Below are 23106 nucleotides of genomic sequence, written 5' to 3' on the forward strand. Positions count from 1 at the left end.
GTCACTCGGCCGGTGAGGGGTGTCGGAGCCTTGCCGAAAGAGTAGAAAAGAGGATCATTTAATGGATAACGCAACGGTTTACCACTTTGTTGGGATTAAGGGATCAGGGATGAGTGCCCTCGCTCTGATTTTGCACGATAAGGGCTTTAAGGTTCAAGGTTCAGATATTACCCAGTACACGTTTACGCAACGCGGTCTGGAACAGGCTGGCATCGACGTCATGGCGTTTGATGAAGCTAACATTCACGAAGGGTTGACGGTTATTGCCGGGAACTCCTTCACGGATGATCATCCTGAAATTAAAAAGGCCCGGGAGATGGGCTTACCCGTCTACCGGTACCATGAATTCTTAGGTCACTTAATCGAAGGCTATACCAGCATTGGTGTTGCCGGTGCCCACGGGAAGACCAGTACGACTGGTCTGTTGTCACACGTGTTAAGCGGTGTGGCCCCAACCTCTTTCTTAATTGGTGATGGGACTGGGAAGGGGACGCCTAACGCCCGCTTCTTCGTTTACGAAGCCGATGAATACCGGCGTCACTTCCTGGCCACCAAGCCAGACTACGCCATCATGACGAACATTGACTTCGATCACCCCGACTATTACACGGGTATCGACGATGTTTACAGCGCCTTTGAAACCTGGGCTAACCAGGTCAAGAAGGGCATCTTTGCCTGGGGCGATGACCCTGAGCTGCGGAAATTAAAGACGGACGTGCCAGTCTACTACTACGGGACTAGCGACCGCGATGACTTCCAAGCCAAGAACATCAAGCGCTCAACGACGGGCTCGAACTTTGACGTTTACCATGGCGATGAATTCTTAGGCAACTTTGAAATTCACCTGTACGGCGAACACAACGTGCTGAACAGCCTGGCTGTCATTGCCGTTTCCTACTTTGAAAAGGTCAACATGGATGAAATCAAGCATGAATTGGCCGACTTCAAGGGGGTTAAGCGTCGGTTCACGGAACGTAAGTTAGCTGACATGACCATCATTGATGACTACGCGCACCATCCATCCGAAATCAAAGCCACATTGGATGCTGCTCGGCAAAAGTATCCGGACAAGGAAATCATTGCGGTCTTCCAGCCACATACGTTTAGCCGGACGATTGCCTTGATGGATGACTTCGCTAAGAGCCTTAACTTGGCCGACAAGGTCTTCTTGACCAACATCTTCAGCTCTGCTCGGGAAACTGCCGGTGCGGTCTCCAGTAAGGACTTAGCTGCCAAGATCGTTAAGGGCGGCGAAATCTTAACCGTCGACAACATGTCACCATTACTGGACTTCCATGACGCGGTTGTGGTCTTCATGGGTGCCGGGGATGTACAAAAGTACGAACGGTCTTACGAAGAATTACTGAGTCATTTATCACTTAAAAACAACTAAATTTATGGGACGCTGGTTGACGAATTGACGCTGACCGGCGTCTTTTTTATTGCCAGAATTATGGCGCACGGGAAACTGTAAACAAATTCCAGTTGAAATGGATGGGTCGTCGAAATACTGATGGGACAGGCGGTGAATGGGCTTAACCCATTAGTTAGAAATGAGTTGCACTTCACTTGAGAACCTGTATTCTAATAAATTAAGGGCTCAGGGGAGTCCAATTTATTTTGGGGAGAGAATGCAAGTGAATACAGCAACGCAACACAATTGGTGGTACAACCAGTTGTTTACCAACTGGAAAAAGTTTGAAATGATTTACGTGTCAATTTTGCTTTTGTTACAAGTCGTGGTCTACGTGATCGTTCCCGATAGTATTATCGGAATGATTTCCGGAGTCGGGGGCGTCTTGTGCCTGGTCTACGGGATGAAGGGCCGCAAGATTTCATTTATCTTTGGGTTCATTCAATGTGTCGCCATGACGTACGTCGCCTGGATCAGCCACGCGTATGGGTCGTTTGCTATGGATATTATTTATGTTATTTCGCAACCCATCGGCTGGTACATGTGGGGCCATGACGAGGCCACACGGTCATTTAAGAAATCAACGCGGAACTGGATCTTTGCGGCGGCCTTTGTGGCCTGGGCCGCTGGCTGGTTGGTCCTGTCCTTATTACACGGGCAATTACCTTACTTTGATTCCGTGAACTTTGTGGTGAGTTTGATTGCGCAATTGCTTTACATCCTGAAGTTCAAAGAAAATTGGTCGTTGTGGATCGTGGTTAACGTGGTCAACGTCGCCTACTGGGGAATCTTAACCTTCCAGATCATGACGGGCGCCACCAACGTCGGGACGCTGGGCGCCAACCTCTCACAGGTGGCCTTACAAATTGCCTTGCTCTTTAACGCGGTTTACGCCAACAAAGTCTGGGCAAGTGGCGAGGCGGACAACGAGGGTGGTGCCGGTCAGTCACCAATCAAGTAGCAAGGAGTCATTAGCGTGCCATCTTTTAAAATCTGAACACATTACTTGTGTTTACTATTAGATTTGGTAAAATGTATTCTAATAACCCGCAACTAGCCGGCCAATGGTGGCGGACTAAGCCGGGAATTGATTTGAAAAAAGAAGGAGCGTTTCAATGAACAACTATGATCAGCAACCCCGGACGACGGTGAACACTGAGGTCGGCCTCAACAGCTTCATGACTAAAATGTTTGGCTGGATGGGTGCGGCCGTGTTGGTCTCTGCTGTGACGGCATTCATGATGACCCCCATGGCTTCACAACTCAGCAACTTGCGTGGTGGCAGTCTGTGGATTCCACTCATTGTGTGGTTCATCTTACCATTCGTGATTAGTGGGCAATCCATGAAACGGCCGACTGTTGCCTTAGTTGGGTTGTTCGTTTACGCAGTCGTTACGGGTGGTGTGATTTCCTTGTACGCACTGGTCTATACACAGGCAACCATGACCGCCGCCTTCGTTTCTAGTTCCGCTATCTTCATTACCATGGCGGGTATCGGAGCCTTTACCAAGCGCGACTTAACCAAGATTGGGACACAGGCAACGGGTGCTTTGATTGGGTTGATCGTGGCAATGGTGGTGAACATGTTTTTACGTTTGCCACTGGCTTCCTTGATCTTCTCCTTTGTTGCCGTGATCATCTTCGCGGTCTTAACCGCTTGGGATACGCAACGGATGCAAAAGATGTACCTGCAATACGGTGACCAAGTCTCTACGACTGGGCTAGCCGTCAACGGGGCTTTACAACTGTACTTGGACTTCGTTAACTTATTCTTACAACTCTTACAAATCTTCGGTATCTTTGGTGGGAACAACGACTAAGGTTACTGACGGGAGCACTGGCAAATTCAGCCAGTGCTTTTTTGTCGTGAAAATGGGGTGGTGGCATTTCGTTCCCGGCGGCGGGCTCAAGCCGGCCTGCTATGGGGAACGACTCCAGCCTGAGAAGCGGTCTTCCGTCTCGCCTGAAAGACTGGAAGATCACCAGTCTCTCAGGTCGTCCCGTGCCTTAACCTGAGAAGCCCACTCAGCTAAGGGCACCGACACAGCTGGCCAGCTTGGCCCGCCTCTGGTCACTGACATGGCGCACGCATTTTCACTTGTTCCGTGGTTGCGTTGAGGTGAATTTTTGCAATTCTTTATGGGGAACGACTCCAGCCTGAGAAGCGGTCTTCCGTCTCGCCTAAAAGCCTGGAAAATCACCAGTCTATCAGGTTGATTTTGGTTAGCTCAGAGATGGATAGCCGATCACTTGATTCAGAATTCAGTTCGTCTAAAAGTAATCGTCTCCGGCCAACCAGTTTCGCTAGATTTCGTTTCGGGTTTGCCCTAATGTTTGGTAAAATAGACACAGAATACTCGAGCGCGGCTGACCGTTGCTCGAAAGGAGCGTAACATGGCGGAAAAACGATTATTATTAATTGATGGTAACAGTGTCACGTTTAAGGCCTTCTTCGCGTTGTACACGGCTTTAGGCAAGTTCACCAACAGCGAAGGCCTGCACACCAACGCCATTTACGGGTTCAATACGATGTTGGAAACCATGCTGGACACGGTCAAACCAACCCACGCGTTAGTGGCGTTTGATGCCGGCAAGAAGACATTTCGGACCAGAATGTATGACGATTACAAGGGCGGCCGGGCCAAGACGGTGCCGGAACTTTCCGAACAATTTCCCTATGTGAAGGAATTGTTGGCTGCGCGGGGCATTCAGACTTACGAGTTGCCCGACTACGAAGCCGATGACATCATCGGGACTCTGGCCAAGCAGGCCGAGGACAACGGCTTTACCACGACCATCGTGACCGGGGACCGCGATTTGACCCAGCTGGCCGATGACCACACCACGGTCTCCATTTCTAGAAAAGGGGTCAGTGACATTGAGCACTACACCCCCGCCTATGTGAAAGAAAAAATGGGCGTGACGCCCGAACAAATCATTGATATTAAAGGGTTACAAGGGGACAACTCCGACAATTATCCTGGGGTGACCGGCGTGGGGCCTAAGCGCGCCGTTGACCTGATTGGTAAGTATGGCAGCATTGAGAATCTTTATGACCATATTGACGAAATCACCGCTAAAAAGTTAAAGGAACACTTGGTTGCCGACCATGAAGAAGCCTTGCTATCTAAGAAATTGGCGACGATTCTGCGGGATGCGCCCGTTGAAAAGCAGGTAGAAAACCTGGTCTATGAGGGCGATGACCAAGAAAAATTGGTCGAATTCTATCAACGGATGAACTTTAACCAATTTTTGAGCAAGATGCAGATTGATGGGGAGACCCCAACGGCAACCCCTGGTCTGAAGGACATTGATTTCACCGTACTGAAGGCCGACAACCTGAACACCTTGCCAACCTTTACCGATGGCTGTGAATTTTACCTGGAAATGCTGGGTGACAACTACCATTTGGCCGAAATGGCGGGCTTTGTGATTGGCCACGAGGATCACTGGTACGTTAGTCGTGACGTGAGCCTCCTGCAACAGGCACCACTCAAGGGGATACTGGAGTCCGCAGACGTGGCGAAGCAGGTCTTTGATGCCAAGCGGACCTACGTGGCCTTGAACCGGTTGAACATCACACTGGCCGGGGTCGACTGTGACCTGTTGATTGCCTCATACCTGTTGAACACCTATGACAACAGCAACGACCTGGGGCGCGTGGCCATGGAACACGGCTATCACCAGGTGGCAACGGATGAGGACGTCTACGGTAAGGGTGCCAAGGAAGCCATTCCAGCCGATGACGTGGACTTTTTCTCCCACCTGGCGCGCAAGGCGCGGGCTATCGAGAACCTCCGTCCCGAACTGATTAAGGACTTGGACACCAACGAACAGACGCAACTCTATCGCGAGATTGAACTGCCAATGGCCTTTGTCCTAGCCCGCATGGAAATTGCCGGAATCACGGTTGAAGCCAGTGAACTTGAGGCCATGGGCAGCAAGTTTACCGAACAACTCGCTGAAATCGAACAGACTATTTACAACGAGGCCGGTGAAGAATTTAACATCGGTTCACCTAAGCAACTGGGCCACATTCTGTTTGAAAAGATGGGCCTGCCACCGATTAAAAAGACCAAGACGGGATACTCGACGGCGGTCGGGGTCCTGGAGAAGCTCGCCGCAGAAGCGCCAATTGCGGAGAATATTTTGAAATATCGCAAGATTTCTAAGATCCAGTCGACCTACGTCGAAGGCCTGCTCAAGGTGATTCATCCCGACGACCACAAGGTCCACACCCGTTACCTGCAGACGTTGACGCAGACCGGGCGGCTGTCCTCCGTGGACCCGAACCTACAAAACATTCCGGTCCGAAACGAAGAGGGTCGCGCAATTCGGAAGGCCTTTGTTCCCCGGCATCCGGGTTGGCAGATCTTCTCATCTGACTACTCACAAATTGAACTGCGGGTCCTGGCGCACATGAGTCATGACGCCAACATGCAGGAAGCCTTCCGTGAGGGTGAAGACATTCACGCGGCAACCGCACGGCGAATCTTTAAGATGGGACCCGACGAAGAGGTCACGCCAAACATCCGACGTCAGGCCAAGGCGGTCAACTTCGGCATTGTTTACGGCATCAGTGACTTTGGCTTGTCGCAAAACATTGGTATCACCCGGAAGCAAGCCAAGAACTTTATCGACACCTATTTTGAAGAATATCCAGGCGTTAAGGCCTACATGGACCGTATGGTGCAACAGGCCAAGGAACAGGGATTCGTGGAAACGATTGCCCATCGTCGGCGGTACTTGCCAGACATTAATTCCCGCAACTTTAATCAACGGTCCTTCGCTGAACGGACGGCGATGAACACGCCAATCCAGGGGAGCGCGGCGGATATCATTAAGATCGCCATGATTCGGATGGAGGACGCGGTCAAGGACTTGCAGGCCACGATGCTCTTACAAGTGCACGATGAACTGATCTTTGAGGCACCAGCCGATGAGATTGAAACGCTAGAAAAATTGGTCCCAAGTGTCATGGATTCCGCCGTTGACCTCGAGATTCCGTTGAAGGTGGAAAGTCATTTCGGACCGACTTGGTATAACGCCAAGTAGCGGCAAAAGGAGAGACGGTTATGCCAGAATTACCTGAAGTTGAAACGGTTCGGCGCGGGCTGACCAGCCTAGTAGCGGGGGCAACTATCGACCATGTCGATGTGTTCTACCGCAAGATGGTCACCCCCGACGCGGAAGTCTTTACCGCGGAATTGATTGGCAGAAAAATTGAGCGCATCGACCGGCGGGGCAAGTACCTGTTGTTTCGATTCAGTGGTGAGCTGACCATGGTGTCACACCTGCGGATGGAAGGGAAATACGATGTCCAACCCCAGGGGAGTCCTGTGATCAAGCACACCCACGTCATTTTCTATCTGACGGATGGCAGGGAGCTGCGGTACAACGATACCCGTAAGTTTGGCCGGATGCAGTTAGTCCCAACCGGAGACGAGGCAACAGCCTTGCCATCTCTGGGTAAACTGGGACCGGAACCCACGGATGAGGCCTTGACGTTGGCTTACATGCAACAGATTTTTGGCAAATCTCACAAGGTGGTCAAGCCCTTCCTGTTGGATCAGTCTAAAATTGCTGGGCTGGGCAATATCTACGTGGATGAGGTCCTGTGGCTGTCGAAAATCAATCCGTTGACGCCAGCCGATGAGTTAAGCACTGACCAGCTAGCCACGCTGCGTCGCAACATCATTGATGAACTGGCGCAGGCCATCAAGGGCCACGGGACGACCGTGCATTCCTTCTCAACGGCCTTTGGCGAGACGGGACAGTTTCAAAATCACCTGCACGTCTACGGGCGTGAGGGGGAACCCTGTGAGCGGTGTGGCACGGAAATTGTGAAGATTAAGGTTGCCCAGCGTGGCACGCACTATTGTCCGCACTGTCAGCCCGTTCCCTTAGAAGCACTGGAGGCGTTGACCGATGACTGAAATCTGGGGGCTGACCGGGGGCATTGCGACCGGTAAATCAACTGTGAGCGCCTGGTTACGAGCGGCCGACCTGCCCGTGATCGATGCCGATATCATCGCCCGTCAGGTGGTCGCACCGGGATCGACCGGTCTCGCGCAGATTGGCACGACCTTTGGGGCAGACTACCTGACCGCAGACGGACTGGACCGAAAAAAGCTGGGCCAGTTGGTGTTTACCCATCCGGAAGAACTGGCCCGCCTCGAGGCCATTACCACGCCACTGATCAAAGCCGAACTTCAGCGGCAACTGGCGGACTATCAAGCGCGGCAGGTGCCCGTGGTTATCATCGATGCGCCCACTTTCTTTGAGGTCGGCTACCTGATTCACCTGGTCGATCACGTGATGGTCGTGGCGACCGACGTCACGACCCAGCGGCAACGGTTAATGGCCCGCGATGGACTATCGGCGGCCGATGCCCAGGCGCGGATGGACCGGCAATGGCCCATCGACCGGAAGATTGCGCAAGCCACGGTGGTCATTGATAACGGGGGCACGATTGCCCAAACGCGTCAACAAGTGGTAAAATGGCTTGACGCCAATAAATTTGGCAAGAGTAACCATTTAGAACGAGGTGACCAATAATGCAGTGTCCACACTGTCATCATAATGGATCGCGGGTCGTCGACAGTCGGCCCACCGACGACGGCCGCGTGATTCGTCGGCGTCGTGAGTGCGAGAACTGTGGTTTTCGGTTCACGACGTTTGAGCGCGTTGAAGTGACGCCGCTGTTGGTAATTAAGAAAAACGGGACCCGGGAGGAATTTAACCGGGAGAAAATTCTACGAGGTATCATCCGCTCCGCTGAGAAACGACCAGTGGGGATGGACGTGATGACCAGCATCGTGGATGAAGTTGAAAATAAAATTCGCGCGCTGGGGGTCAACGAAATTTCCAGTCAATTGATTGGAGAATACGTGATGAACCGGCTCGTGGATGTGGATGAAATCGCTTATATCCGTTTTGCCAGTGTTTACCGACAATTCAAGGATACCGGGGTGTTCTTTAACGAGTTGAAGGACATGCTCGATAAGGATAAGCAAAAGGCCCAACAGGACTCTGACCCAGATTCAGGGGACCAGGGGCAAAGTGAGGGGAAATAACGCATGGAGGATTCCTGGCATCAATTAAAACCGCGAACGGGATTCCTGGTGCGGCTAGCGGACCGCTTGACGGATCAAAGTTGGCAGACGTTGACCCAGCTTTATCAGCCAATCATTGGACCGAGTGCCGCGGGGCTATACTCGGCCCTTTTTTGGCTCCCCGAACGGGCGACGTACACCCGTCACGCCACCTTGTTGGGGCTGCTGGGGATGGACCTGGCGCACTTCTATGAGGCCCGGTTACGCCTGGAGGCCGCGGGTTTACTGACGACTAAGGTGAAGACGGCTAACGAGTTGACCAGCTTTGTCTATGAACTGCGCGCGCCACTTCAGCCGGCAGACTTCTTTCGCGATGATCTGTTGAGCGTTCAGTTGCTGGGCGTGGTCGGTGAGGAGGTCTACCGGTCCCTGGTCACCCACAACACGCCGCAGGCCACCGATTCTGCGGATGAGGTGGATATTACCAAGAACTTTTTGGACGTTTTTCACGTGGATGGGCAGGAACTCAAGCAACTCCCAGCGGCTATCACGGCGACACGGGATGAGCTGCCCGTCGACACCAGCGCACCAGCCCTGAAAAACAGCAGTCATGATGATTTTGATTTTAAACTATTAGGCGATATCTTAGAGCACTCATTCATTGACACCCGGGCCTTACGGAGCCAACGCCAGCTACTGTTGACGGAGCACGCGACGTACGGCCTGGATGAGGTCACCATGGCCCGGTACGTGGGTGAAGCAACGGATTTGGCAACGAATCAATTTGACCCCGAACAGTTCAAGCGCGTGATTGCCCAGAGCTTTGGGCAACAGCACCGGGCTCAACCAGCGGCTAGCGAACAGGCGCCCTCTGCCGCGGAACTGGCCCAGGCATCAACAGCTCAGCACCTGAGCTCCGCCGAGCAGGCCTTGATCAAGGTGGCCAATACCACGGTGCCCGCAGTCTTCTTGCAGGCCATCAAGCAGAAACGGGGGGGCTATATCACTGACGGCGAGCAGCGGATCATTCGCGACCAGGTTAGCCGCCAGCTGTTCCCCCAGTCAGTGTTAAACGTCTTGATTTATCACATGCTGGTGGATTCGGACAAGCCGACGCTGTCCAAGGCCCTGATGGATTCAATCGCCAACGACTGGAGCATGAAGAAAATTCAAACACCCCAGGCGGCTATCAAGGAGATTCGCGAGCACCAACAGGCAGCCAGCAAGCCGCGGCAGTCGCGTAACCGCCAGCCGACGGTCAAGGAGACGCTACCGGACTGGGCCAAGAAACCAGCCGCAGCCCAATCACAGACGACCCAGGCCAAGCTGTCACCAGCCCAACAACAGAAATTACAAGAGCGCATTGCGCGGCTTCAGGAACGCACCGCGGATGGGAAGGAGGATTAACCGATGGAAGATTTAAGTAAAACTATGCAGCATCTGATGAATCAGCGCCATTTAAACGACAACTACCGACAACTGATGGCTAAAGTCTACGACGACCCAACCGTGACGGCCTTTTACCAGGCCCACAAGGAGGAGTTGGCGGAAGACGTGATGACCCGTTCGGCGGCCAAACTCTATGAATTTGTCAGTGAACGGGAAAAGTTAGCCAATGGGGGCACGACCTTTGCGGCGGGGTATGAACCCCAGCTCATCGTGTCCAATCACCTGATCGACGTGGCCTACGTGCCAACCAAGGCGACCCAGGAGAAACAAGCCCAACAGCAATTGCGACAACGGGTGAAGTCGATTGCCATGCCCAAGAGTATTCGTGAGGCGGACTTTAAAAACTTTGATCAGGATTCCGACCGAGCCGAGGCTTTGATGGCGGCGCTAGATTTTGTCGACGCCTACGAAGCCAGTCCCAACCGGCGGCACCAGGCCCTGTACCTGCAGGGAAGCTTTGGCGTAGGCAAGACCTACTTGCTGGCGGCCATTGCCAATCAACTCGCGACGGATGGCTTCTCCACCACGTTAGTTCACTTCCCCAGTTTTGCGGTGGAAATGAAGAACGCGATTGCCAAAAACGGCGTCGCGGAAAAACTAGACGCGCTCAAGAAGTCACCGGTCTTAATGATCGATGACATCGGGGCAGATGCCATGTCTGCTTGGGTGCGCGACGATGTACTCGGCGTCATTTTGGAGTACCGGATGCAAGAAGAGTTACCGACGTTCTTTAGCTCCAACTTCTCGATGGAACAGTTGGAGAAGGAACACTTGCGCATCTCCACGCGTGGGGATGACGAACCCTTGAAGGCGCAACGGTTGATGCAACGGATTCGCTTCCTGGCACGAGAAATCACGATGGTCGGTGTGAACCGGCGACCACAATAAATATTTTTTGGAAGGTAGGGCGGTGGCCTTGCCTTTTTAGTTTGACGCACTCTTTTTTTGCGTAGGTCCTTGACAACTTTCGCTGGCAAGTGTTTAATAGTCTTTGAAACCAAAGAGCTATGACGAAAGACATGGTGTTGGTGGGATCGTTCACAGGAAGAGTTGGCCTTGCTTGGAAGCCGACTTAGCGACCACTAGCATTACCGCTTTCCACAAGCTGTCGAAAGGAAATTTTCGGCCGGTCCGTTCCGTTATCGACGATTAGAGTTCACGGGACCAGTCTCGTGAAAAATATCGGGTGGAACCACGTTATTGACGTCCCCAGTGCCTATTGCAGGTGCTGGGGACTTTTTGCGTAATTTACCCAAATTTCAATAAGGGAGATCATCATTATGGCAGATATTTCAATCAAATTCCCCGATGGCAAGTCTAAGGACTTCCCAGAAGGCACGACGCCCGCTGACGTTGCGAAATCCATTTCTATCAGCTTAGCTAAGAAGGCCGTTGCCGGTAAGTTAAACGGCAAGTTGGTCGACTACTTGACCCCATTGTCAGGCGACGGTGCTATCGAAATCGTGACCAAGGACAGCGACGAAGGCTTGAGCGTTCTGCGGAACACGACCGCTGCCTTAGTTCGGATCGCGTTGAAGAAGCAATTCCCAGCCATTCGTTTGGGTGAAGTGAGCGCCGATGAAGACGGGTTCTTCGTGGACACTGACAAGGACGACCAACAAGTGAGCGTTGATGAACTGGACGCTTTGTCTGTGATCGTTGAAAAGTTAGTTAGCGACAAGTCAGACATCGAACGGATTTCTTTGAGCAAGGCCGATGCCTTAGCCACTGCCAAGGATGACCCTTACACCACTGAATTGATCAATGCCGTTGATGGCGACGCCGTTTCCTTCCTGAAGATTGGTGACTACCAAGTCCTCAGCGACGGTGCCCAATTAGCCAACACGGGTGACGTGAAGAAGTTCAAGTTGCTCTCCGTTGCCGGTGCTTACTGGCAAGGTAAGTCCTCAAACCCAATGCTTCAACGGATTTACGGGACGGCCTTCTACAAGCAAGCTGACTTAGATGCTGATTTGACTAAGCGCCAAGAAGCCCGCGAACGTGACCACCGTGTCATTGGGAACCAACTGGACTTGTTCTTCGTTGATCCTAAGGTCGGCGCCGGTTTACCATACTGGATGCCAAATGGTGCCACGATTCGTCGGACCATCGAACGTTACATCATCGACAAGGAAGTTGCCAACGGTTACCAACACGTTTACACGCCAGTTCTGGCCAACCTGGATCTCTACAAGCAATCTGGTCACTGGGCCCACTACCGTGAAGATATGTTCCCACCAATGGACATGGGTGATGGCGAACAACTTGAATTACGGCCAATGAACTGCCCAAGCCATATTCAAATTTACAACCACCACATCCGTTCTTACCGTGAGTTACCATTACGGATCGCTGAATTAGGGATGATGCACCGTTACGAAAAGTCCGGTGCCCTGAGTGGTCTGCAACGGGTTCGTGAAATGACCTTGAACGATGGTCACACGTTCGTTGCCCCAGAACAAATCCAAGATGAATTCAAGAGCATCCTGGACTTGATGGTCAAGGTTTACAAAGACTTTGACATCAAGGATTACACGTTCCGTCTGAGCTACCGTGACCCTAAGAACACGGAAAAGTACTTCGATGACGATGAAATGTGGAACAACGCGCAAAAGATGTTGAAGGGGGCCATGGATGACCTTGGCTTACCTTACGTTGAAGCTGAAGGGGAAGCTGCCTTCTACGGTCCTAAGTTGGACGTCCAAACTAAGACGGCCCTGGGGAACGAAGAGACGCTCTCAACCATCCAATTGGACTTCATGTTGCCAGAACGCTTCGACTTACACTACGTCGGTGCCGATGGTGAGGAACACCGTCCAGTCATGATTCACCGTGGCTTGGTTTCAACCATGGAACGGTTCACCGCTTACCTGACTGAAATCTACAAGGGTGCTTTCCCAACCTGGTTGGCGCCTAAGCAAGTGACCATCATTCCTGTTTCCGAAGAAAAGCATGGTGCTTACGCTGACAAGTTAGCTGCTGAATTAAAGGCCGCTGATGTGCGGGTCAACGTCGACAAGCGTGGTGAAAAGATGGGTTACCTGATTCGGGATGCCCAAACGCACAAGATTCCATACACGTTGGTTGTTGGTGAAGACGAAATGGCTAATGGCACTGTCTCTGTCCGGAAGTACGGGGAAGACGACAGTAAGTCCATGAGCAGTGACGCCTTCGTCAAGGAAATCCTCAGCGACATTGCTTCATACAGTCGCGAAGAAAACTAAATTTAAACGTTTCTGGTCAACAACCAGAGAATAGAAGGAACGGGGTCGTCGCTAATGACGGTCCCGTTTTTGTTTGGGTTGCGATGTGTAGGCAAAACGATGCCTGTCGAGAAGCTAGCTAGAGTGGTAGACTAAAATTTAAGCGGGTTAAACGTCAGCCGGTTAGTGAATTGCTAGCGCTGACTGTAGAACTTGCGCTTTAGAAGGAAGATGTTTGGGATGTCACAGTCAAAGACCAACGTGCTGGCCGTTACGATTGCCATTTACGTGGCGACGTTCGTGAGCGCGGTGGAGGGGACCATTGTGTCGACGGCGCTGCCAACCATTGTGGGAAGCCTACATGGGGTGGCCCTAATGAACTGGGTCTTTTCGATTTACTTATTGGCGACGGCCATGGTGACCCCCATTTATGGCAAACTGGCCGATGTGATTGGTCGTAAACCCGTCATGCAGTTCGGGTTAGCCGTGTTTATCGTGGGGTCGGCCATGAGTGGCTTGTCCCAGACGATGCCGGTGCTGATTTTCTGGCGCGCCATTCAGGGAATTGGGGCCGGGGCCTTACTGCCGGTGTCCATGACCATCATTGCCGATATCTATTCGCTGGAAAAGCGGGCCAAAATTTTGGGCATCACCAACTCCGCCTGGGGAATTGCAGCGGTACTGGCGCCCTTACTGGGTGGCATCATCATTGATAAACTCAGCTGGCACTGGATTTTCTTCATTAACGTGCCCATTGGGTTGTTGACCATGCTCTTATTTCAATTATACTTACACGAACCCAAGCGCCAGCACGCGGCCAGCATCGACTACCTGGGAAGTTTCTGGCTAATGCTGTGTCTGCTCACGTTGATGCTGAGCTTTCAGGTGCTCAGTAGCCAACCGATTCACTGGGGCGTCTTCGTAGCCGGACTGGTGGTCAGCGCTGTTAGCCTGCTGCTATTTATTCGTCGCGAACGGCGTGCGGTCGACCCGATTATTTCGCTGGAACTCTTTAAGAATCGCCCCTTCATTGTCCAAAATGCCATTGCGGCGCTGATCAATGGCTACCTGATGGCCTTGACCGTCTACGTTCCCACCTGGGGTCAGGGGATTCACGGGGGTTCCGCTTCGGTCGCAGGACTAGCCCTGACGCCTAACTCGTTGATGTGGGTCATCGGCGCCTTTGCGACCAGCTACTTTCTGGCCCGCTGGACGCCGCGGCGAATTCTGTACTTCAGTCTGTCGTTTATTTTGGTGGCTGGCCTGGCGTTGGCCTTACTGCCACTGCAGGCGTCATTCGGCTGGTTCTTCATTATTACGGCCATCAACGGCTTCGGCTTTGGGATTGCGATGACCACGACGACCCTGACGTCCCAGCGGTTGGTTTCAGCCGAAAACGTGGGGGTGGCGACCTCATTTAACACGCTGGGCCGGACGATTGGCCAGACACTGATGGTCTCCGTCTTTGGCATTATCCTGAATACGGGGATGCAACGGGGACTGGCGCGCTATGCCGGGACCAGCATGGCCATGATGAACCGACTGATCAATCCCCAGACGGCGAGCCAGCTACCGGAAAAGTTGTTGCCAGCCCTGCGGCACATCCTGTATAATGGGTTGCACTGGGTTTACGTGATTGGCTTTCTGATTGTGGTGTTAACCTTCGTGATTAATCGGTTGGATCACAGCGACCAGGTTCTGGGCACCGGGGCCAATTCGGCGGATTAGCGAGTTAGACCGTCTCAGTGATATTTCTGCCGGTTGTCTGAAAAAATGGGGAAGACCCGTTGACAGGTAACCGGGTAGCTGGTATGATGGTTAAGTTGAGAAATTAAGCAGAGGCTTCCGCTTCTCGCCCTGTGGCTTACGCTGCTGGGCTGGATATGCACGTTAGTTCAATCTTTTGATTGGATTTCATGCGGGAGCCGTTTGATTGTGATCAAAGGTTCCCGCATTTTTTGTGAGTGAGATTTCTGCAGTTCTCGAGATTAATTTGGAGGTGGATTACCATAGCAAACGACACGATTGTCAACGAGGGTATTCGCGCACGCGAAGTTCGATTGATTGCCGATGATGGTGAACAATTGGGTATTAAGTCCAAACACGATGCTTTACAGATCGCCGAAGACGCAAACCTCGATTTAGTTTTGGTTGCACCGAAAGCTAAGCCACCAGTAGCCCGCATCATGGACTACGGGAAATACCGTTTCGAGTTGCAAAAAAAGCAACGCGAAGCTCGTAAAAAGCAAAAAGTGGTCAGTGTCAAAGAAGTACGGTTAAGTCCTACCATTGATACCAACGACTTTAACACCAAGCTGAAGAACGCTAAAAAGTTCTTGGCTAAGGGTGAAAAAGTTCGGGTGTCAATTCGGTTTAAGGGCCGGGCTATTACTCATAAAGACATTGGTCGTGAGGTGCTCAACCGGATGGCTCAGGAAACTTCTGATGTCGCCACGGTTGAACAACGGCCTAAGATGGACGGTCGGAGCATGTTCTTAATGCTTTCGCCCATCGCAGAGAATAAGTAATTGATTGGGTAGCCCAGCTACCGATTTAAGGAGGATATTTCGTATTATGCCAAAGATGAAGACTAACCGCGCCGCAGCTAAGCGTTTCAAAGTAACTGCCAAGGGCGGTATCAAGAGTGCCAATGCATACACATCTCACCGTTTCCACGGTAAGACCAAGAAGCAACGCCGGAACCTTCGTGGTACCCGGATGATGAACGAAACGACTATCAACACTTACCGTCAATTACTGCAAAAGTAATCAGTAAGCTGGTCACATATTTTCGGGTCGACGAAATGTCGACATAATGTTTGAATTGATTTAGGAGGAAAAGATTATGCCACGAGTTAAAGGCGGTACTGTTTCACGCGCACGTCGCAAGAAGGTTTTAAAGTTAGCTAAGGGTTACCGTGGTTCAAAGCACCGTTTATTTAAGGTAGCTAAGGACCAAGTCATGAAGGGCCGTCAATACGCCTTCCGTGACCGTAAAGCCACTAAGCGTAACTTCCGGAAGCTTTGGATTGCCCGGATCAACGCCGCAGCCCGGATGAACGGTCTGAGCTACAGCAAGTTGATGCACGGTTTGAAGTTAGCCAACATCGACGTTAACCGTAAGATGTTAGCTGATTTAGCAGTGAACGATGCTGCTGCATTCACAGCTTTAGCTGACCAAGCTAAAGAAGCTTTGGCTGCTTAATTCAGTCATTTCAAAGGACTTCGCTGTTCAAGCGAGGTCTTTTTTATTAGCCGCCATCGACAGCCCTTGATGGTGGTAAAATTGGTGAAAATTGCGTATAATAAAAAGCTAGACATGCCATTACTGGCAAACGAACGAAGGGGGGCAGTCACCCGCATGGTTTCTGGATTCAAACCCACGTGGATGGTTACGAACATATATGATTTAACGCCGGCGGATTTACGGGCTAACGGCATCAAGGTGGTCTTGACCGACCTGGACAATACGCTGATTGCGTGGAATAATCCGGATGGGACACCCGAACTGCATCACTGGCTCAATTTGCTAGAGTTGGCCGGGATTCAGGTCATTGTGGTGTCGAACAACAGTCGCGCGCGGGTGGACCGTGCCGTGGCACCGTTTAATTTACCCTACATTCACCGGGCACTGAAACCATTCGCCCTGGGGTTGAATCGGGCACTTCGTCGCTGGCATTTACGTCGCGATGAGGTGGTCATGGTGGGGGATCAATTGTTGACGGACATCTGGGCGGCGCACCATAGCGGCGTCCGGAGTGTCTTAGTCAAACCCATTTTGAAATCGGATGCCTGGATCACGAAGGGTAATCGGTTATTGGAAAAGGTAGTTATGTGGCGCTTGCACCACAACTACCCAGAATTAACTTGGCAGGAGGATCTTAATGAACGAAAAGCACATTGAACCGGTATTAATCGATGGTGAACCGTTGCACTGCATTGGCTGTGGCGCGGTGGTTCAGACAACGGACAAGACGGCGCCGGGGTACACCCCCCAATCGGCGTTAGATAAAGGGATTGAGAAGGAAGAAGTCTATTGCCAACGGTGTTTCCGGTTACGGCACTACAACGAAATCGTGCCTGTCGGTCTGACGGACGATGATTTCTTAAACCTTTTAACGCAAATTCAAGACGCTAACGCTTTAATTGTTTACGTTGTGGATATCTTCGACTTTAACGGTAGTGTGATTCCTGGTCTGCACCGGTTCGTCGGGAGCAACCCCGTCTTACTGGTCGGCAACAAGGAAGACCTGTTACCCCGCTCACTGAAGCGGAGCAAGTTACGCGACTGGTTGCGGCAACGGGCTAACGAAGAGGGCTTACGGCCAATCGATGTGACCCTGTTAAGTGCCAAGACCAACCAATCCGTTGATGGGTTACTGCAACTGATCAACAAGTACCGTGGCGACCGCGACGTGTACGTGGTTGGGGTCACCAACGTGGGGAAATCAACGTTGATCAACCAAATTATTCGGCAAAACACCGGGGTTCAAGACTTGATCACCACGTCACGGTTCCCTGGCACCACGCTGGATAAGATTGAATTGCCCCTGGACGACGAACACGTGCTGGTTGACACCCCCGGTATCATTCAAAACCAACAGATGGCGCACTTCTTGGATGGCAAAGACCTCAAGATCGTGACGCCACAAAAGCCAATCAAACCGAAGAACTATCAGCTGAATGACCAACAAACGTTGTTCTTAGGCGGAATTGCGCGGTTTGACTACACCAAGGGCCCGAAGAACGGGTTCACGGCCTACTTTGAAAATAACTTATACATTCACCGCACGAAGCTGGAGAATGCCGATGACTTTTATGCGCGCCAATTGGGTGAGCTCTTAACCCCACCACACGCGGACAATAAAGATGACTTCCCACCACTGGTTGCCCATGAATTTAAGACCACGGTGAAGAGTGATCTGGTCTTTGAAGGCCTCGGTTGGATTACGGTACCTGCCGGCATTAACGTGACCGGTTGGGCACCCGCTGGCGTCGGCGTCTTGATTCGCCGCGCGATGATTTAAAAATATGGAGGACGACAATTTGCTACGAGGGAAACAAAAACGCTACTTACGGGCTCACGCCCACGCTATGCGCCCACTTTTTTCAGTGGGGAAGAACGGCTTGACCCAGGCTTGGTTGGAACAACTGACCGGCGCCCTGGAAAACCGGGAACTGATCAAGATCAATTTACAACAGAGTGCCGACGTGTCGGTTGAGGAGACTAAGGCCTTCATCGAAGACAACACGGACATTCAAGTGGTCCAAACCATCGGCCGGGTCCTGGTCTTGTACCGGGTCGCTACTGAAGAAGAAAACCAAAAGATTTCACCAATCGTGGAAAACATGTAGGGAGGTCTGGCAGTCGTGGTAAAAATCCTAGAACGAACGAGTACGCAGGTCGCTACTGAGATGGCGGCGACGGCTAAGAAACGGCGCATCGGGATTCTGGGGGGAACGTTTAACCCGCCCCATCTCGGACACCTGGTGATTGCGGATCAAGTGGCAACCCAACTGGGGCTGGATAAAGTGTTATTCATGCCCGATGCTGAGCCGCCCCACGTGGACCGTAAGCTGACGATTCCGGCGAAAGATCGGGTCGCCATGGTGCAGGCGGCCATCAAGGACAATCCCCGGTTTGACTTAGAGTTGACCGAGGTTGAACGGGGTGGTCGGAGCTATACCTACGACACCATGGTCCAGCTGACGCAAGCCCATCCGGAGAATCAGTATTACTTTATTATTGGGGGCGACATGGTCGCTTACTTACCCAAGTGGTACCGAATCGATGAACTGACGAAACTGGTTCAGTTCGTGGGCGTCTGTCGTCAGGGATTTAACCGCGAGTCGCCGTACCCCGTCTTGTGGGTCGACGTTCCTCAAATCGGCATTAGTTCAACGATGGTGCGGGAACAGGTTCGCCGCGGGCAATCCGTGCGCTACCTGGTGCCGACCATGGTCGATCTCTATATAAAGGAGCATTTATTATATCGTGACTGAACTAACCTACACGGAACATCTTTTCGCAGGCACTCGTGATGAGTTGCTGGCGAAAATCGAGAAACAGCTCAAACCGAAACGCTTTAAACACGTTCAGCGGGTGGAACAAACGGCCATTGCCTTGGCCCAAATGAACGACGTTGATGTGGAAAAGGCCAGTATTGCTGGTCTGGTCCACGATTACGCCAAACAACGACCCGATGAGGACTTTATTGCGGCCATCAAGCAGTACCACCTGAATCCCATCTTGCTGGATTATGGCAATGCGATTTGGCATGGGGTGGTTGGTGCCGAGCTGATCAAGCACGAATTGGGTATCTATGACGAAGACATTTTAAATGCCGTGCGGCACCATACCACTGGGGCCATTTACATGTCACCACTGGAGCAGATCATCTATACGGCCGATTACATTGAACCGGCTAGAGATTTTCCCGGGGTCGACGATGCACGGCAATTAGCGGATAAGAACTTGGCCAAGGCGGTGGCCTTTCAGGCAAAGCACACCCTGGCATATTTGGTAGAAAACGGGAAAACGGTCTACCCCAAGTCCATCGACACCTACAATGCGTGGGTGCCACGTTATCCGAACGTTTGAGAGGAGAAAATGCATGGAAAGCAAACAAATTTTAGAAATTGCGGTTAAGGCTGCTGAAAACAAGCGGGCAGAGGACATGACTGCCTTAGATATGAACAAGGTGAGTCTGATGGCGGACTACTTCCTGATTATGGAAGCCAACTCCAGCCGGCAGGTCCAAGCCATTGCCGATGAGATCATTGATCAAATGGGCGCCAACGACGTGACCGTCAAGGATGTTGAAGGTCGGAACAACGCCGACTGGATCCTGATTGACTTAGGCGACGTGGTTGTGCACGTTTTCCAAAAGGAACAACGGAGTCACTACAACTTAGAAAAGCTCTGGTCAGACGCCCCAGAAGTTGATCTGGGTCAATGGGTTGAAGCATGATCTATCAATCCTTTGCGGAGCTTTACGACGAATTATTTGATCCAGCCATGTACGACCAATGGCTGGATTTTGTCGCTGAACGGGTAGCCCCAACGAGTGGGGAACTCTTAGACCTTGCTTGTGGGAGCGGCCGATTAGGCGTCCTATTGGCGCAACAGGGCTACCAGGTCAGTGGACTGGACCTCAGTGAGGACATGCTGGCATTGGCTGCCAAGCACGCCGGTGAGGCCGATGTCAGCCTGCCTTTGATGGCGGGCAACATGCTGGACCTCAGTGAGATTGGCCAGTACCAAACGGTGACGTGTTTTGCGGATTCCTTCTGTTATTTAACGGACTTGGACGCCGTGACGCAGGCGTTTACCCAGGTGCATGACCACTTGGTTGTGGGCGGTCAATTCCTGTTTGATGTGATTACCCCGCACCAAACGGATGACGTCTACCCAGGCTACATGTATAATTACGTCGATGAGACCCGGGCCTTCGTCTGGACCAGCTATGGCATCGAGGACGAAGAGCACGCTGCCGAACACGACCTGGCCTTCTTCACCAAGAATGAAGCGACCGGGGAGTATCGGAAGGTGACCGAGCTTCATCACGAGCGGACCTATGAATTACCTGATTACCAGCAGGCTTTGGCCAAAGCTGGGTTGACGGTCAAGCGGGTCAGCGCAGACTTCGGGAACAGTGAACCCACCTCTGACACCACGCGTTGGTTCTTTGAGGTGACGCGGGAGGCTTAGTCATGGTGTTACAGGCAGTGGGAATCATTGCGGAATATAATCCATTTCATAATGGGCATGCCTACCAGATTGCCCAGGCGAAGGCCCAAACGGGGGCAGACGTGGTCGTAGCGGCGATGAGCGGCAACTGGGTCCAACGGGGCGAACCGGCCCTGATGGACAAGTGGCAGCGTACGCAGGCGGCCTTAGACGGGGGCGTGGACCTGGTGGTGGAACTGCCAAGCGCTACGGCCCTACAACCGGCGCATCTATTTGCGGCGGGGGGCGTTCGCCTGTTGGCCGCGCTAAAGTGTCACTGGCTGGCCTTTGGCACCGAGCACCCAGACATGGATTATGCCCGCCTGATGGCGCATTTACCCACGGACCCGACGACGTTCAAACGCTTTGACCAGACCTATGCCTCACTCTTTCAGGGGTATCTGCGGGAGCAAACGGGGATTACCCTGAACGCGGCCAATGATATCCTGGGTTTCTTCTATGCGCTGGCTAACCAACGACAGGGACAGCCGTTAACGCTCCTGCCGTTGGCCCGCCGTGGCAGTCAGCATAATGATGTAGCTATTGATGCTGGCGCGGCTTACGCCAGCGCCACAGCCATCCGCTCAGCGGCCCTGACAGGCGACTGGACGGCGGTGGAACCGGTTGTCCCGCCAACGACCCTGGAACTGCTCAAACGCGCTCAGCTGACCAGTTGGACCGACTTCTGGCCGGCACTGCGTTATCAGCTGGTGAGTGGAGACGTAGCGGACCTGCGGCAGTGTTACCAGATTACCGAGGGTGTCGAGTATCGCTTGAAGCGGGCGGCACTGACGAGTCCGGACTTTGCGGCGTTTATGCACGCGGTGAAGACCAAGCGGTACACCTACACGCGCCTGCAACGCCAGTCGGCCTACATCTTATTGCAGGCTAAGCCAGCCGAAATGACGGTCCAACCGCAATACCTGCGGGTACTGGGCTACTCGGTACAGGGTCAGCGGTATCTGCATCAGATCAAGAAGCAGGTCACGTTGCCCCTGGTTAGCCGAGCTGACCGGGATTGGCAACAGGGTCCGGGCGCTTTAGACGACCGGCTGGGGGCTGTCCGCACCCTGATGACCGGGATTGACCAGGATTATGGTCGAATTCCGGTAAAAAAAGCGGATTCTAAATGACTATCAAGGAAATTACCTTGACATCTTATTTTTTGACAGGTATAATTTATCACGTTGCATTGGAGGGATTGCGATGAAATGGTCGTTGACCGAGCTCCGCAAGAATCACCGGAACGATCCGCTACCGTTCGACGAGACGCTGGATTTGAAGGCGGACTTGATGGAACGTTTTAGCGATGATGTTCTAGATTTAAGTCCCGTCCACGCCAAGGGCATTGTGTCCGTTGTGGATGGAGACGTTGTCGTTGATGCACGGGTTACGGCGGACTTAACGGTCCCATCCAGCCGGTCTTTAGCACCGGTTGACCTACCCGTTGACTTCAACATGACGGAATTTTATGTTTCCGACCCCGCCGCAACGCAACGGTTTGAGAAGACCGACGTTGTGATGGTGGTTAAGGATGACGAAATCGATTTCGATAAAGCCATCGGGGATAACATTATTTTACAGATTCCGATGCACATTCTTTCTGACGCTGAAAAGCAGGGTGAACAGATGCCAACGGGTGACGACTGGGAAGTCGTTTCCGAGGCTGACCTGGCTAAGGTGGAGAAGGAAAATCAATCAGTTGATCCACGTCTTGCAAAGTTAAAAGATTTCTTCCCTGATCAGGATGATCAATAATCGCCTTTGTAAGCCTTAAAAATTTTTTCACTAGTGGATATAATTTATTTAAAGGAGGTGTTTTCTTTGGCTGTACCAGCACGGAAAACGTCTAAGACGAAAAAAGCTATGCGTCGTGGTCACATCAAGTTAACCACGCCTAATTTAACTGCTTGCCCTAACTGTGGTGAATTACGTAAGTCACACATGGTTTGCCCAAGTTGCGGTTTCTACGATGGCCGTCAGGTCGTTGCGGTTAAGAACGCAAACAACTAATTTTTATTAGTTTAGAGAAACTCCCACGAAGTCCGCGGCTTCTGGGAGTTTTTTTGTGTCTAAAAATCGTGAAACAGGCTGATCTTTTGGCTAAGATATGGCGAATTTCAAACGTCTGGGGAGCTTTATCCCAGGCATTTTTTTGCCACTCTCGAAAACGGAGAGATGTTGTCGTGTCGGACATGGCACCTTTAGTATACAAGCTACGTATACTAGCATGCCTATCTGGTAATTTTCAAACCA

The 23106-nt window shown here is 52.0% G+C and carries 24 protein-coding genes; all 24 read left to right on the forward strand.

The genetic code is table 11. From position 1 onward, the window contains the following. The first annotated feature begins 61 nt into the window (after positions 1-61). The 24 genes from murC to rpmF all read left to right on the forward strand — a co-directional run bounded on the left by murC (position 62) and on the right by rpmF (position 22863). Complete coding sequence (murC, locus tag EKM84_RS11095) at positions 62-1393, forward strand: UDP-N-acetylmuramate--L-alanine ligase (RefSeq protein WP_125765819.1); 1332 nt, start codon at positions 62-64, stop codon at positions 1391-1393. A 310-nt stretch (positions 1394-1703) separates the two neighbouring features. Then, positions 1704-2375 carry a nicotinamide riboside transporter PnuC gene (pnuC, locus tag EKM84_RS11100; RefSeq protein WP_225418190.1) on the forward strand — a complete coding sequence of 224 codons (672 nt, stop codon included), beginning with the start codon at positions 1704-1706 and terminating at the stop codon, positions 2373-2375. 154 nt (positions 2376-2529) lie between these two features. After that, positions 2530-3234, forward strand: a complete 705-nt coding sequence (locus tag EKM84_RS11105; protein WP_125765821.1) for a Bax inhibitor-1/YccA family protein — start codon at positions 2530-2532, stop codon at positions 3232-3234. Between the two features lie 574 nt (positions 3235-3808). Next, complete coding sequence (gene polA / locus EKM84_RS11110) at positions 3809-6469, forward strand: DNA polymerase I (RefSeq protein ID WP_125765822.1); 2661 nt, start codon at positions 3809-3811, stop codon at positions 6467-6469. Positions 6470-6489: 20 nt separating this feature from the next. Then, positions 6490-7350: a bifunctional DNA-formamidopyrimidine glycosylase/DNA-(apurinic or apyrimidinic site) lyase gene (gene mutM / locus EKM84_RS11115; protein WP_125765823.1), complete on the forward strand. Its 861-nt coding sequence runs from the start codon at positions 6490-6492 to the stop codon at positions 7348-7350. Beyond that, positions 7343-7972, forward strand: a complete 630-nt coding sequence (gene coaE, locus EKM84_RS11120) for a dephospho-CoA kinase (RefSeq protein ID WP_125765824.1) — start codon at positions 7343-7345, stop codon at positions 7970-7972. The genes mutM and coaE overlap by 8 nt, the downstream gene beginning before the upstream one ends. Next, entirely contained in the window at positions 7972-8490 is a 519-nt protein-coding gene (gene nrdR, locus EKM84_RS11125; RefSeq protein WP_125765825.1) for a transcriptional regulator NrdR, read from the forward strand. Before coaE ends, nrdR begins: the two co-directional genes overlap by 1 nt. A 3-nt stretch (positions 8491-8493) precedes the next feature. Then, complete coding sequence (locus tag EKM84_RS11130) at positions 8494-9876, forward strand: replication initiation and membrane attachment family protein (RefSeq protein WP_125765826.1); 1383 nt, start codon at positions 8494-8496, stop codon at positions 9874-9876. A 3-nt stretch (positions 9877-9879) separates the two neighbouring features. Then, on the forward strand, positions 9880-10806 hold the full coding sequence (gene dnaI / locus EKM84_RS11135; RefSeq protein ID WP_125765827.1) for a primosomal protein DnaI: 927 nt from the start codon (positions 9880-9882) through the stop codon (positions 10804-10806). Positions 10807-11198: 392 nt separating this feature from the next. Next, the gene (gene thrS, locus EKM84_RS11140; protein WP_125765828.1) at positions 11199-13142 is read left to right on the forward strand and encodes a threonine--tRNA ligase; all 1944 of its coding nucleotides are present in this window, start codon (positions 11199-11201) and stop codon (positions 13140-13142) included. Between the two features lie 219 nt (positions 13143-13361). Continuing rightward, positions 13362-14849: an MDR family MFS transporter gene (locus EKM84_RS11145; protein ID WP_125765829.1), complete on the forward strand. Its 1488-nt coding sequence runs from the start codon at positions 13362-13364 to the stop codon at positions 14847-14849. A gap of 296 nt (positions 14850-15145) precedes the next feature. Further along, positions 15146-15649 carry a translation initiation factor IF-3 gene (gene infC, locus EKM84_RS11150; RefSeq protein ID WP_125765844.1) on the forward strand — a complete coding sequence of 168 codons (504 nt, stop codon included), beginning with the start codon at positions 15146-15148 and terminating at the stop codon, positions 15647-15649. 46 nt (positions 15650-15695) lie between these two features. After that, positions 15696-15890: a 50S ribosomal protein L35 gene (gene rpmI, locus EKM84_RS11155; protein ID WP_020090102.1), complete on the forward strand. Its 195-nt coding sequence runs from the start codon at positions 15696-15698 to the stop codon at positions 15888-15890. 76 nt (positions 15891-15966) lie between these two features. Further along, positions 15967-16326 (forward strand): 50S ribosomal protein L20, encoded by a 360-nt coding sequence (gene rplT / locus EKM84_RS11160; RefSeq protein WP_125765830.1) that lies wholly within the window; start codon positions 15967-15969, stop codon positions 16324-16326. 156 nt (positions 16327-16482) lie between these two features. Next, positions 16483-17025, forward strand: coding sequence for a YqeG family HAD IIIA-type phosphatase (locus EKM84_RS11165; protein ID WP_125765845.1), 543 nt, complete (start codon positions 16483-16485; stop codon positions 17023-17025). Continuing rightward, entirely contained in the window at positions 17006-18148 is a 1143-nt protein-coding gene (gene yqeH, locus EKM84_RS11170) for a ribosome biogenesis GTPase YqeH (RefSeq protein ID WP_125765831.1), read from the forward strand. The genes EKM84_RS11165 and yqeH overlap by 20 nt, the downstream gene beginning before the upstream one ends. 4 nt (positions 18149-18152) lie before the next feature. Next, positions 18153-18476, forward strand: coding sequence for a YhbY family RNA-binding protein (locus tag EKM84_RS11175; protein ID WP_125765832.1), 324 nt, complete (start codon positions 18153-18155; stop codon positions 18474-18476). Positions 18477-18491: 15 nt separating this feature from the next. After that, a complete protein-coding gene (locus EKM84_RS11180) occupies positions 18492-19124 on the forward strand; it encodes a nicotinate-nucleotide adenylyltransferase (protein WP_125765833.1) in 633 nt (210 codons plus the stop codon). Beyond that, entirely contained in the window at positions 19114-19722 is a 609-nt protein-coding gene (yqeK, locus tag EKM84_RS11185) for a bis(5'-nucleosyl)-tetraphosphatase (symmetrical) YqeK (protein ID WP_164511385.1), read from the forward strand. The genes EKM84_RS11180 and yqeK overlap by 11 nt, the downstream gene beginning before the upstream one ends. A 13-nt stretch (positions 19723-19735) precedes the next feature. Next, a complete protein-coding gene (gene rsfS, locus EKM84_RS11190) occupies positions 19736-20092 on the forward strand; it encodes a ribosome silencing factor (RefSeq protein ID WP_125765835.1) in 357 nt (118 codons plus the stop codon). Beyond that, positions 20089-20832, forward strand: coding sequence for a class I SAM-dependent DNA methyltransferase (locus EKM84_RS11195; protein ID WP_125765836.1), 744 nt, complete (start codon positions 20089-20091; stop codon positions 20830-20832). Before rsfS ends, EKM84_RS11195 begins: the two co-directional genes overlap by 4 nt. 2 nt (positions 20833-20834) lie before the next feature. Further along, the gene (locus EKM84_RS11200; RefSeq protein WP_125765837.1) at positions 20835-21983 is read left to right on the forward strand and encodes a nucleotidyltransferase; all 1149 of its coding nucleotides are present in this window, start codon (positions 20835-20837) and stop codon (positions 21981-21983) included. Between the two features lie 73 nt (positions 21984-22056). Further along, positions 22057-22608: a DUF177 domain-containing protein gene (locus EKM84_RS11205; protein ID WP_125765838.1), complete on the forward strand. Its 552-nt coding sequence runs from the start codon at positions 22057-22059 to the stop codon at positions 22606-22608. 66 nt (positions 22609-22674) lie between these two features. Then, positions 22675-22863 (forward strand): 50S ribosomal protein L32, encoded by a 189-nt coding sequence (gene rpmF / locus EKM84_RS11210; protein ID WP_057735399.1) that lies wholly within the window; start codon positions 22675-22677, stop codon positions 22861-22863. Positions 22864-23106: the final 243 nt, after the last annotated feature.

The organism is Levilactobacillus mulengensis (assembly GCF_003946045.1).
Taxonomy (GTDB): domain Bacteria; phylum Bacillota; class Bacilli; order Lactobacillales; family Lactobacillaceae; genus Levilactobacillus; species Levilactobacillus mulengensis.